The 12,848-nt window shown below is 45.1% G+C and carries 14 protein-coding genes; 1 reads left to right on the top strand and 13 read right to left on the bottom strand.

The features are described 5' to 3' along the window. Nucleotides 1–19: 19 nt before the first annotated feature. The 13 genes from OB236_RS24050 to aroA all read right to left on the bottom strand — a co-directional run bounded on the left by OB236_RS24050 (nt 20) and on the right by aroA (nt 12,377). Nucleotides 20–721 carry a 5'-methylthioadenosine/adenosylhomocysteine nucleosidase gene (locus OB236_RS24050; RefSeq protein ID WP_076235989.1) on the bottom strand — a complete coding sequence of 234 codons (702 nt, stop codon included), beginning with the start codon at nt 719–721 and terminating at the stop codon, nt 20–22. 143 nt (nt 722–864) lie between these two features. Next, complete coding sequence (ccpA, locus tag OB236_RS24045; RefSeq protein WP_076235988.1) at nt 865–1,884, bottom strand: catabolite control protein A; 1,020 nt, start codon at nt 1,882–1,884, stop codon at nt 865–867. A 169-nt stretch (nt 1,885–2,053) separates the two neighbouring features. Beyond that, nucleotides 2,054–2,443: a hypothetical protein gene (locus OB236_RS24040; protein ID WP_262686258.1), complete on the bottom strand. Its 390-nt coding sequence runs from the start codon at nt 2,441–2,443 to the stop codon at nt 2,054–2,056. A gap of 126 nt (nt 2,444–2,569) precedes the next feature. Continuing rightward, nucleotides 2,570–2,983 carry a VanZ family protein gene (locus OB236_RS24035; protein ID WP_262686257.1) on the bottom strand — a complete coding sequence of 138 codons (414 nt, stop codon included), beginning with the start codon at nt 2,981–2,983 and terminating at the stop codon, nt 2,570–2,572. A 1-nt stretch (nt 2,984) separates the two neighbouring features. Beyond that, nucleotides 2,985–3,521 carry a type 1 glutamine amidotransferase domain-containing protein gene (locus tag OB236_RS24030; protein ID WP_262686256.1) on the bottom strand — a complete coding sequence of 179 codons (537 nt, stop codon included), beginning with the start codon at nt 3,519–3,521 and terminating at the stop codon, nt 2,985–2,987. A 33-nt stretch (nt 3,522–3,554) separates the two neighbouring features. Beyond that, nucleotides 3,555–4,355 (bottom strand): SDR family oxidoreductase, encoded by an 801-nt coding sequence (locus OB236_RS24025; RefSeq protein ID WP_083689735.1) that lies wholly within the window; start codon nt 4,353–4,355, stop codon nt 3,555–3,557. Nucleotides 4,356–4,397: 42 nt separating this feature from the next. Then, nucleotides 4,398–6,131, bottom strand: a complete 1,734-nt coding sequence (gene ptsP / locus OB236_RS24020; protein WP_262686255.1) for a phosphoenolpyruvate--protein phosphotransferase — start codon at nt 6,129–6,131, stop codon at nt 4,398–4,400. Beyond that, nucleotides 6,124–8,016, bottom strand: a complete 1,893-nt coding sequence (locus tag OB236_RS24015) for a glucose PTS transporter subunit IIA (protein WP_076236021.1) — start codon at nt 8,014–8,016, stop codon at nt 6,124–6,126. Before OB236_RS24015 ends, ptsP begins: the two co-directional genes overlap by 8 nt. 133 nt (nt 8,017–8,149) lie before the next feature. Then, the gene (locus tag OB236_RS24010) at nt 8,150–8,905 is read right to left on the bottom strand and encodes a hypothetical protein (RefSeq protein WP_262686254.1); all 756 of its coding nucleotides are present in this window, start codon (nt 8,903–8,905) and stop codon (nt 8,150–8,152) included. Between the two features lie 204 nt (nt 8,906–9,109). Beyond that, on the bottom strand, nt 9,110–9,763 hold the full coding sequence (thiE, locus tag OB236_RS24005) for a thiamine phosphate synthase (RefSeq protein ID WP_262686253.1): 654 nt from the start codon (nt 9,761–9,763) through the stop codon (nt 9,110–9,112). A 2-nt stretch (nt 9,764–9,765) separates the two neighbouring features. Beyond that, nucleotides 9,766–10,191 carry a CoA-binding protein gene (locus OB236_RS24000; protein WP_076235980.1) on the bottom strand — a complete coding sequence of 142 codons (426 nt, stop codon included), beginning with the start codon at nt 10,189–10,191 and terminating at the stop codon, nt 9,766–9,768. 44 nt (nt 10,192–10,235) lie between these two features. Further along, nucleotides 10,236–11,054 (bottom strand): C39 family peptidase, encoded by an 819-nt coding sequence (locus OB236_RS23995; protein ID WP_262686252.1) that lies wholly within the window; start codon nt 11,052–11,054, stop codon nt 10,236–10,238. 30 nt (nt 11,055–11,084) lie between these two features. Beyond that, complete coding sequence (gene aroA, locus OB236_RS23990; protein WP_262686251.1) at nt 11,085–12,377, bottom strand: 3-phosphoshikimate 1-carboxyvinyltransferase; 1,293 nt, start codon at nt 12,375–12,377, stop codon at nt 11,085–11,087. A gap of 172 nt (nt 12,378–12,549) precedes the next feature. Here aroA and OB236_RS23985 point away from each other — a divergent pair, with 172 nt between their 5' ends. Further along, entirely contained in the window at nt 12,550–12,843 is a 294-nt protein-coding gene (locus OB236_RS23985; RefSeq protein ID WP_262686250.1) for a rhodanese-like domain-containing protein, read from the top strand. The last annotated feature ends 5 nt before the right edge of the window (nt 12,844–12,848 follow it).

Genomic DNA, 12,848 nt, shown 5'->3' with positions numbered 1-12,848 from the left:
GTTCTCTCCTTCTATATGGTTACAAATGCTTCAGCATATGATCGACAATTCGATATGAATTCTCGGATGCCTGCAATGTAAATTGAGCAAAATTCACTTCTGCCGATCCATCGGCTTTATCCGACATCGAACGGATCACGACCTGCGGGATACTGTTCATTGCACACACCTGTGCAACAGCGGCACCCTCCATTTCAGTGCACGTCCCCTGCAGCTCACTATAGAGCTTGGCAACGGTGTCTCGGCTGGCAATAAACTGATCACCAGACAATACTCTGCCTACTTGAACTTGACCAGGAAAAAGCTCATTGCTGGCATCGAGCGCTGCTTGCTTGAGACGTTCATCCGATACAAACAACGAGACTTCTTCATAAGGAATCGTCCCACGCGGAAATCCTAACGCCGTAACATCCATATCATGCTGCATAAGCTCGGAAGAAATAACGATATCTCCAACATTTAAATCCGGATGAACTGCCCCGGCAACTCCTGTAAATATAATGGAATCAACTCCATATGTATCAATCAATATTTGAGTGGTCACAGCAGCATTAACTTTGCCGACACCCGATTTGCACAGTACGATTCTTTGGTTATGCAAGAGCCCCTCCAGAAATTGAATTCGGGCTTTTTCCGTAGTCTCAACCTGCTCCATATGTTCTAGAAATAATGCAATTTCTTCTTTCATTGCACCTATAATGCCAATTTTACCATAAGACAAAAGGGTATCCTCCTAAGAAAGTATTGCCGCTGAACAATCGAAACTTGCATCATCTTGGTGAAGCTAAGCTTACGCCCCAGTTCCCTCGGTGTTGCTTGTTCTATGAACTCTTAAATGCCCCATAAAAAGAAAGGAGGCTCATATTAGAGATGAGCCACCGAATTTCTATGAATAAGCTCATGGGGTAAAATTACCTGCATGAGTTCCGAAGCATCCTTGGTCTCTTTGTTCATCAGTTTCGTTAGCAGTCTCATTGACACGGCACCAATATCGTACATTGGCATTGCGACCGTTGTTAACTGAGGCCTTACCATGGAAGCCATGCGAATGTTATCTACACTAATGACAGATACATCTTCCGGTACACGTAAACCACTATCCAGCAAAGTGTGCATCGCACCAATGGCCATTTCATCTGTCGCAGCAAAAATCGCCGTTGGACGTTCACTTAGCTCCAGAAAATGCTTGGCAACTTCCAAGCCAGATTCATAACGATAATTTCCTATTCTTACGTAATCTTCACGCAGCGGAATTTCGGCAGCCTCAAGCGCCCTCTTGTAGCCTTGGTAACGGGCAAATCCATTAGCAGGATCCTGTAGCGTTCCTGAGATCATAGCAATGTTTCGGTGCCCATTCTGGATCAATAAATTCACTGCGTCAAAGGCCGCCTGCTCATGATCAATGTCAACAGAAGCAAATGCATTATTGTCATCCTTGGTAGCACATAATACAATCGGAACCGACGATGTTTTGAACGCTTGAAGATGCTCGTCCGTTACAGCTCCGCCCATAAACAACAGACCGTCAACCTGCTTCTCCAATAATGTGTTAATAACACGTATTTCTTTATCTTTCTTCTTATCTGCATTACACAATATGATGTTATAGTGATACATGTTCGCAATATCTTCAATACCTCTAGCAAGCTCTGAAAAAATAGTGTTGGAAATGTCGGGAATCACAACGCCAACCGTTGTTGTTTTCTTGCTGGCAAGTCCTCTGGCTACGGCATTTGGGCGGTAACCGAGACGTTCGATGGCTTCAAATACCTTCTTGCGCGTTTGCGGCTTCACGTTGGGATTGTTATTCACAACCCTCGATACGGTTGCCATGGAAACGCCTGCTTCTCTGGCTACATCATAAATGGTTACAGTCACGGACATTCTCTCCAGTATGTAAAGTGTATTAAAACAGCGTGCTTTACTTATTTGATTTTATCATACGACAAAATACGGTTTTTCGCAATGAAAGGAACGATTTCTTTCATTTATAGTATCAAAAAAACACAAAAAAAGCCAACTGCAAGGCAGTTGACTTCACAATTTACGTTAATTATGGAGAATCATTCAGTGATAATGATTGCTTGGAGATTTGTTCGAGCCGCTTACGGACATCCTCTACCCATGGCTCATCCTGTAACGATTGTGCGAGCAGCAGCAGATCCAGCAGTTCATTGATACGCTCTTCCACAATTTTTTCGACCGGATCTGCAGCATACTGCTTCTCTGTCACTTTAAACATCAGATGAGCAATCTCACTGATGTCATTAAAATGAATATGCTGCTTATTGGTCGTCTGTTCCAACTTTCCAATCACTCCGGTTAACTCGCTCTTCACCTCTGCAAGCACTTCGCTTCGGCGACAGTCTTCACAAGAAAAAACCGGAACATTCTCAATCTCAACCTTGTTTTTATAAATGACAGTACGCAGCTTTATATTCATGGTGCTGCCACATTTGCATTGCTTATGCAACTCATACCACTCCTTCATCGCTCCAGCAGGACCTTACGCTGTTATGACCTTCTAGAATTATTCTACTTCCAGAGGTAAAATCCTTCTCGATTCAGGCTAGTAATATTTAGCACCTTTCCATCTTTCAAACCGAATACGAATGCTCGGTATAGTTACGAAAAGCATTGCCAAAGCAGCACCGATGGCATCATTGCGAATATCCATCACATCCGGAGTACGGCCAGGCACAAAGGATTGATGAATCTCATCTGTAACTCCATACAGCGTACATAACAATACAACTGCCAATTTGATAACCCATGTCAACCTATGAATTCCAAAAGCCCAGGCATAGGTCAGGGACAAAATAAAATAAGCAAGAAAATGTCCCCAATCCAGCCCTTCCATAAATGGAATGAATCGTTGAAATTGGCTAAGCCAGCCCCCCATATCATCTCCAGTTCTTGCAGACAAATAGAAGATGGCTAGCATCCACAGAAGAGCAGGCAAAAAACGAACGGTAATTCTCATATCAATGCTTCGTTGTATATTCGGCAAGCACCTGAATATAGGCTTTCATAAAAGCAGGAAGATCAGGAGGTCTCCGACCAGAAACAATATTACGGTCAACCACGACTTCCTCATCGACCCAGATCGCACCGGCATTCTCAAGATCATCCTTGATTCCAGGTGTGGATGTCATCGTATATCCCTCACATATTTTGGCGGAAGCTAGCACCCAACCAGCATGGCATATATGGGCGATCGGCTTCACAGCCTCGTGGAACTCTCGAGTCAAGCGCAGTACATCAGCATAGCGACGAAGCTTGTCAGGTGCCCAACCACCCGGAACATAGAGTCCGATATAATCATTGGATTGAACCTCACTGAAAGCATATTCGGTTGTCAAAGGCACCCCGTATTTGCCGTAAAATACTTTATTAGCGGCTGGTCCGACAAGATGGACCTCAGCTCCCGCTTCGCGGAGACGCAGTACAGGGTACCACATTTCCAGATCCTCAAATTCTTCATCTACAAAAGCGAGCACTTTATATCCTTGTAATACCATTGTAATAATCCCTCCATTGTTTCATAGGTATGTTCATACACCTGGCTGTTGTCCGCCGTCTATAACGATTTCAGTGCCCGTGATGGAAGGCACGCGGTCAGATACAAGCAGCAAAGCCATGGATGCTATTTCATCAGGGTCCACCAGGTGCCCGAGCGGTATTGACTTATTCATAAGCGCCTTCTGATCATCATAACCGATACCGTTAGCCTGCGCATGTTGCCGGGTTAATGTCTCTGACCTTTCCGTAGCTGTCGAACCTGGTGAGATTGCATTGATTCTGACATTGGATTTAGCCAATTCCTTGGAAATCCCTCTTGTGAAATTAAGCAGAGCAGCATTAGCGGTACTGCCTGCCAAAAAGGTAGGGCTAGGCGTTCTACCCGCACCGCCGACGATATTCACGATACGACCATCCTTTTGATTGATCATATAGGGAGCAGCCTCCTTGACCAAGCGTATGTAGCCGAGCAGCTTTAAATTCCAGGCTTCTGTGAATACATCTTCGGATAACTCGAAAAATGCTCCTGCTTTCGCCGACCCTGCATTATTGATTACAATATCAATGCGGCCGTAATGATCCAAAGCAGTAGAAACAACCGTTCTGCTTGTAGCAGGATCTCCCATATCACCAGCAACCATCACAATACGTGAAGGACTCTCTGCCGTATAATTTCCCACGATGGAATCGACGGCTTTCTGCAAGCGTCCCGAATCCCGAGCCACCATAATGACAGAAGCCCCTTCCTTATACAGCGCCTTGGAGCATGCAAGTCCAATTCCAGCACTTGCCCCCGTAACAATCGCAATTTTACCGCCAAGTCCGAGATCCATCCGAACCCCTGCCTCTCCTCTTGTCATCGATCTACTTATCGATTACTTCGCTATGACATCCTCATGCAAATGCTTGTTTAACAAATCAATCACGGCAGTACTTGTGCTGCATCGAAGCAATTGTTCCCATATGTTCGAACTTTGATTGAAGTGGCTTTGCAGCAAGCTATTTTTAACCCGTAATATGGACTGTATCGACATACTCAATTCTTTAACATCCAGACCAAGCCAGATAGGAAGCGCCCGAATGTCTCCTGCCATTTCACCACATACGCTGACGTGTATATTAGCCGCTTTGGCAGACTCTACCGTGCTCTTAAGCATCCGCAGTACAGCCGGGTGAAAAGGATTATACAAGTGGGCTACGGTCTCATTCATGCGATCCACTGCAAGCACATATTGTACGAGGTCATTTGTTCCTATACTGAAGAAGTTCACCTTCTGTGCTAACAAATCGGCTATAATGACGGCTGCAGGAACTTCAATCATAATCCCTACTTCAATATGTTCCTGAAAAGGAATCTGCTCTGAACGCAGCTCTTCCTTGGCTGATTCCAGCACAGCATTCGCTTTATCCAGCTCTTCGATGGATGCTATCATCGGATACAAAATTTTTACATTGCCATAATAGCTGGCACGGAGTATGGCACGAAGCTGCGTTTTGAACAAATCGATACGATCCAGTGAAATTCGGATAGCGCGATAACCAAGTGCAGGATTATCCTCCTCGGGAAGTGCAAAATAATCGAGGCTTTTATCACCGCCGATATCAAGTGTCCGGATAACTACACGCTTACCGCCAAGTTTCTCGGCTACCTGCTTATATACCCTGAACTGCTCTTCTTCAAGCGGTAAATTATCCCGATCCATATACAAAAACTCCGTTCGGAACAGCCCCACCCCGGAAGCTCCATTACTCAACACCTGATCCAGCTCTTTAACGGTACTGATATTAGCCGCCAGTTGAACAGCCACGCCGTCCTCGGTTTGAGTTGGAATATGGGCAAGGACCTGCAGCTTATCGCGCATTTTCAGCCAATTGGATTTGCGTTCTCGATACATTTCAATCTGCTCTTCCGAAGGATTGATGTATACCTGCCCTTCATCGCCGTCAATAATAAGAAAATCTCCATTCTGAATTGGCGTTGCCAGCTTGCCTTCCAGACCCAGCACATAAGGAATACCCATTGCACGAGCCATGATGGACACATGAGAGGTTTGTCCACCGAGCATCGTGACAAGACCCAATGCGTTAATCGTATCCAAATGAACCATTTCGGACGGAGAGAGCTCTTTGGCAACAACAATGTAAGGCTGCTCCTTAGGCGGTATCGTTTCTTCCAACGCACCAAGCAGATGCTTTAACAACCTGTTTCCGACATCCTTGATATCCAGAGCTCTTTCCTTCATATATTGATCATCCAGCAGATCAAACATATTCACAAACTTCTCAATAGCCTCTTTAACCGCAACCTCAGCCGCTTTATATTGCCGCTGCATGATTCCTTGTACCTCATTCATGAAAATCGGATCTTCCAAAATGGCCAGGTGTGCGTCAAAAATTGACGTTTTATCGTCACCGAGCACCGTAACAAACTCCTGTTTGATACACTCGATTTCATCCTTCGAGTTCCGAATTCCATCATACAACCGTTCAAATTCGAATGCCAGGTCCTTCACATCAATCAGCTTTTCAGGGAAGTCCCATTCCCAGGTCGGTATGACAAAAGCTTTCCCCATCGCAATACCTGATGCAGCTCCGATCCCCTCAACCATGAGCGTTTCCTCCCTTTATGCTTGGCTCTTTCATGACTACGGACATTACGGATGCCTGTCCTTTTTTTACTGCTTTATAAGGCGCGAAGCTCCATGACTTGACCTTGTCCACATTCGTGATCAGCATAGGAGTTGCGAGCGATTTGCAGTTTTTTTTCACCTTTTGCAGATTAAACTTCACCAGCAATTGGCCCACCTCCACCCTATCGCCTTCCTTGATAAAAGCTGTAAACCACTTGCCCTGCAGCTGTGCGGTATCGATTCCAATGTGAAGCAGAACCTCAAGACCCTCATCAGTCTCAATGCCTATTGCGTGCAGCGATGGGTATAAGATAATGATTTTACCTGCTACAGGAGCAACTAGCTCTCCTTTTTCAGGCATAAAAGCTACCCCATTCCCGACAAGCTTACCGGAAAAAATCTGATCCGGAACTTCCTCCAGCGGAATCATCTGCCCCTGCATTGGCGCATTGAACAGCACTTGCTGAATATCCTTGCGCATCAGCTTTTTGATTTCCTCACGTATTAACTCGGAGTACGTACCAAACACAACCTGTACATTGCCTCCACCTAATCGGATGACGCCAGCCGCACCTAAATGCTTCAGCGCAGCAATGTCCATCAATCGATCATTGGTTAAGGTGAGTCTCAGCCTTGTAATACAGGCTTCAATGTTCTTGATATTGTCCTTGCCCCCGAGGGATTGCAGGATTAGTGGAGACCGGTAAGGGATATCACCTGCCCACTCTTCAAGCTTGGAGCCCTCTTCCCTACCAGGAGTCGGAATCCGAAAGCGGCGAATCGCCCAGCGAAACAAAAAGTAATAAAGCAAACCATAAGCAATACCAATCGGTATCAGCATCCATCCATTATGCGACAAATGAAAATTGATAATATAATCAATCGCACCTGCCGAATATGAAAAGCCATGATGGATATTTAAAGCGTACGCAATCCACATGGAAAGCCCGGAAAGAAGTGCGTGAATCACAAATAAATAGGGCGCTACGAACAAAAAAGCAAATTCAATCGGCTCTGTGACTCCAGTCAAAAACGATGCCAGAGCTGCCGTCATAAAGGTTGCACGGATTTTGGGCTTGAGGTCCTCGCGAGCCTCCTGAATAATAGCCAACGCAATAGCCGGAAGCGCAAACATCATGATAGGATATAAACCTGCCATGTATGCGCCAGCATTAGGATCACCTGCAAAATATCGCGGCAGATCCCCAAACACCATTTCACCACTTGGCTTCTCAAAGGCACCAAGTTGAAACCAAAAGAAGTTGTTAAACACGTGATGCAAGCCTGATGGCACCAGTAATCGGTGGATCACCCCGTTTACAAACGTGCCAAAGCCCCCCAGCCCGATAATAGCGGTGGATAGCCATTCCATGAATTTTTCCATATATGGACCCACTTCAATGGTTATCAAGCTAAGTATAAAGATAGCAAGGCCCATCAATAATGGAACCATTCTAGGTCCACCGAAAAATTGTATCGATTCCGGAAGCTGAATATTTTTACAGCGATGAAACAAAATCGCGGCAATAAGACCGATTAATATACCTCCAGGAACACCAAGATGAAATTCTGCACCTAAGTAATGCCGGGTTGCCTGTATAAACATCAAGTGTCCAATGAGTGCCGACATCCCTGCAATACCAGCACTTTCCGTTAATCCGAGAGCAACCCCAACGGCAAAGATCATAGGAAGGAACGTAAAGATGGTGTTACCACAGAACAACAAAATTTCCCCGAACTGAGACATATGTATTTCTTGCCACGGAAGAGCTCCAAGCCATAACAAAATAGCAGCAACGGGAAGAATCATGGTCGGAAGCATTAACGACCGGCCTAACTGCTGCAAACTACCCATTAAGTTCAAGCCAATCATCCCCTCCTTTCTATTTCGATGGTAAAGGTAAAGCCTGATTTTGTCAAACAAATGAACCTCATTCATACACGTTTTGAATGGGTAAGGAAAAGCGGGCCAATGGCCCGCTTTTGTGAAGCTTGAATTAAAATTGGTAGCGGCTAAACGAATTGTTGGACTGGCTGTATTGGCTTTGTGATGGTTGTGTAGAGTCTGATCTCAGATAGGCATCGTGGCCTTGTTGGTTACCACGATAGTTAGCTGTGTAGTAGGACTGTGGACTTTGAAATTGACTGTACGATTGATTTTGTTGATTTTGATTTTGCTGGTTTTGTTGATTGGATCCGTATTGGCTGCTGCTTCCTGCATTGTATGAATTCATGCCTGATGCTCCGATACCATACTGACTTTGCGCTGTTTGTGTGGAATCTGATCTCAGATAGGCGTCATGCCCTGGTTGATTTCCCATATAGCTTGCGGTGTGAAAAGAATTCGGGTTTTGTGTTTGATTTGAAAACTGGTTTTGATAGCCATACAATGCATTGTTATTGATGTTTCCATACGATGATGCCTGATTACTATAGCCTGTACCCATACCAAATTGGCTTTGTGCTGTTTGTGTGGAATCCGATCTCAGGTAAGCGTCATGTCCTTGCTGATTGCCACGATAATTGGCCGTATGGAACGCATCCTGACTTTGTGTTTGGTTGTTGGCAAATTGATTGTTGTACGGAATACTATTTTGAAAGTTATTCGAATTACCCATCCCAAGCGATTGATTATATTGAGACTGCACATTACCTATCGGCTGGTACTTGGTCTCCATACCACGGTATTGAGAGCCTGAATTGGATGAACCGAACTGATTTTGATAAGCGTTTTGCTGGTTGTTTTGATACATGTACAATTCCTCCTAGAGATCCACAAGTCTTCCGGAGCCATCAGGACTAGGCCCTGCTTTTCCAGAAGCTTTTTATATTGTCTCTTAGGATGACGACCTTTATGAATGGAAGCTGCTGGAATACGTTTAAAAAATGACAAAAGACAAGAACAGAGATTCTTGTCTTATAGTTGCCTTTATGCCGGATATGAATCCGTTAGCTGATCAGACTTTGTCAGAGCTCTCCCGCACTATGCGCAGTAAGGAACGGGCCGCATAGCCTGGTTCCGGATGGTTATATATAGCAGAAACTACTGCAATTCCGTTAGCTCCAGCACGGATCACTTCTATAGCGTTAGTTTCATCAATGCCACCAATCCCTACGACAGGAATTGACCATCTGGCCGCAATATCACGAATTAAATTTCCACCAATAGCATGACCGGCATCCAGCTTTGTAGAAGTTGAATAAATAGGGCCAACACCTAAATAATCGGCTCCATTGGATATTGCCCAATCGGCTTCCTCCATCGTCCCTGCCGATATTCCGATAATTTTATCGGGACCCAACAAACGACGTGCTTCTGTACCGGGGATATCGTCCTGGCCCACATGAACACCATCTGCATCTAGAAGCATGGCGACATCGATCCGATCATTAACAATGAATGGAACCTTATATTGTCGGCATAATGCCTTCAACTCGGCCCCCTGCTCCAAAACCTGCTTTAGCGGCGCTTTTTTCTCCCGTAGTTGAATCATCGTTACTCCGTCAGCCAAAGCCTCCTGAGCAATCTCAAGGGCGGTTCGTTCTCCGAAGCCATCCAGACCCATAACCAGATAAACTCGTAAATCCTGTGACAGGCGATTCTGAAACACCGTTATTTCCCTCCAGGCAGTAATATAGCATCTTCAACCTTAATACAACGATCCATAATGACTTCAAGTCCACCGCTTTTGGCAATCTCTGCCGCTTCATCATTAAAGATGCCTAACTGAAGCCAGAATACTTTCGCATTAATTTTCACAGCTTCTTCAGCTACAGGTACAACCTGGTCACTGCGCCGAAAAACGTTGACAATATCGACTGGCTCTGGAATATCGGAAAGAGAAGGATAACATACCTCTCCAAGGATATGCTTCGCATTGGGATTAACCGGGATGATCCGGTAGCCCTTGCTTTGCATGGCTTCAGCTACCATATATGAGGTGCGATCAGGCTTATCCGATAAACCTACAACTGCAATGTTACCGGCATTCTTAAGCAGCTCCTTGATACGATCTCTTGAAGGATTTTCAAACGCCATAACGACCAGCTCCTTGTAGTTTAGATTTGAAATTACTTGGATACTTATAGTTTATAGCTTAAAGCTTGACGTCCCATCGCTTCCCAGGTTGCGAGAAACTGCGCTTTATCAATTTTCACATTGCTTTTACCAGTAGAAGGATCGTTGACATATACATTTTGCTCATCAAATCCGACAAGCAATACAGCATGCTCCATAAAAGTTGTCTCAATCGGTCCTATCGGTGTATCCCAAACTACCCAATTATCGGGCACTTGAAAATTGATCGTGGTCCAGACCAGCGACGGAATGCCATCACGAAGCTGCTGTTCCAGCATGTCGAAGGATTGATTCGTTAGATCCATAGCGGTCGGGATATATTTTTTTTGCAATTCAAATAATGCTCCATGATAAATACCAAAGCCTTTGGCAGAACCGGTAACCTCTCCTACAAACCCTAAATTTGGATTCCCCCAATAAGCGATTGAACCATCCTTGTTCCGCTTTAATGGCGTGTTATCACGCTTCATCTCGGGCACCAGCTCCAGTTTACTCTTTGCTACACCGTAATATTGAAGCATCATCGTCAGGCTTGTGATTTCACAGCCAGACGGAAGCTCCGGATGTTGACGGATCGCCGGAGCCTTCAGCATAGCTGAAGTAGCCAATGGTACCGGAATCAGTGGTGGCGGTGAAGCGGTCGTGATGATGGGCTGTCTGCCCCCCAAAGTATCCGCATAGGCAATCGTCGAAGCTTCGCTGAACCAGCCTTGTCCGGTAATTTTGGCGTACAGCAGCATCGAAAAAACACCACTGGCAAACAGGAGACCCAGTATGAGAAAAAAGCCGAATGTAACTTGGATTCCTTTCCAAAGTACAGGCATGACCATCAACTCACTTGTTTATAATATTTATTAATCTACAAACTCAATTTGCGCGCCCAAGGAGATCAGATGCTCGAAATAATGTGGATATGATTTCGCTACATGATGCGCATCGTTGATCGTAAGTCCCTTCTCTGAACGAAGACCTACAATGGTCAAAGCCATAATGACACGATGATCATAATGGGCATTGATTTCAACGCCTCCGGTTACTCCCTGAGGACGACCATGAATAATGATTTCACTTTGTCTTTCTTCCACATCTGCCCCCGCTTTGCGCAATTCGTTTACGAAATCTGTGATACGATCACATTCCTTGTAACGCAAATTTTCTACATTATAGAACCGGGATGTTCCTTCAGCAAACACAGCAGCAGCCACCATGGCCAATACACCATCGGTAAAATGATCACCGTCAAATTCGCCGGCCTTCAACTGTTGGTTCCCTCTAACATGTACAATACCGTTCTCATGTGTCAAATTAACACCCATCGCACGAAGAACGTCTACAACCGCTTTCTCACCCTGCTTGCTGTTCTCTTCCAATCTGAGTACCTTAACATCGGAATGGGTAACTGCCGCGGCAGCCAATATTGCGGCAGAGCCGGGGTAATCGCCTTGTACGACATACTTTTGCGGTTGATACTTTTGGCCACCACGGATGGTGTAATGCATCAGATCTTCGGAAGCCTGAATCTGAATACCTGCCTGTGCGATCACTTCCAGTGTTTGTCCCACGATGACTTTGGACTTCAAATCGTGAAGCACCTCGATCTCGCTATCTTCATCAAGCAAAGGTGTCATAAACAACAGCGAGCTAAGAAACTGCGAACTTACATTTCCAGAAACCTGGATTTTGCCTCCATGCAGCTTACCCTTGCCAATCGTAATCGGCAGCTTTCCTTGATTATCATCGACCTCTACACCCATCTGTTTAAGTGCATCAATTAAATCATTATGCGGTCTTTTTCCTAGAGAATCCGGGTATGCATTAATAAAGGTCACTTTAGGACAAAATGCAGCAACAGACATTAAGAAACGAAGCACGGCTCCCGCATTGCCGACATTCAGTTCCGACACATCACGAGGATTCCTGCCAAATCCCTGAATGGTCATCTTTTCTTCATCTTCCTCAACGATAGCACCCAAATCACGGATACAACGACGCATAGCATCACTGTCTTCGCTATGTGCAGGGTAATATATCGTGCTTGTCCCCTCTGCCAAAGCACCGATTAACAGGTAGCGAGTAGTGTAGTTTTTAGAGGAAAGTGCATTTATTGTACCTTCTAATAGATTTGTCGGTTTTACAATGGCTTTCATGAATATGTATCTCTCCTGTTCAGCAAATAATTCCTGTTGACTTTGATCAACACGCAGTTAGTTTAAGTTTACCATAGTGATTCGAGGTTGCAAACCGTGAAGTTGACACTCGCTTGCGATTATCGATATCATAGACCTATAGAGATCCAAATCACTTAGGAGGGTTACACAGATGGAAACAATTACGACAGATCAGCTAAAGGCTCGCTTGAACAACAATGATAAATTACACATTATTGATGTACGTGAGCCTGAAGAAACGGCTCTGGGTGTCATACCAGGCGCAGTCCTCATACCGCTCATGCAAATTCCAGAGCGATTGGATGAAATTCCTCCGGGTCAAGAGACGATTCTGGTGTGTCGCAGCGGTGGCCGCAGCGGAAAGGCTTACGATTACTTACAAGCACAAGGCTATACGAATTTGAAAAACCTGACCGGCGGGATGCTGGCCTGGGACGAATCCTAAGCCTG

Source organism: Paenibacillus baimaensis, assembly GCF_025567575.1.
This window is presented reverse-complemented; position numbering and strand designations above follow the sequence as displayed.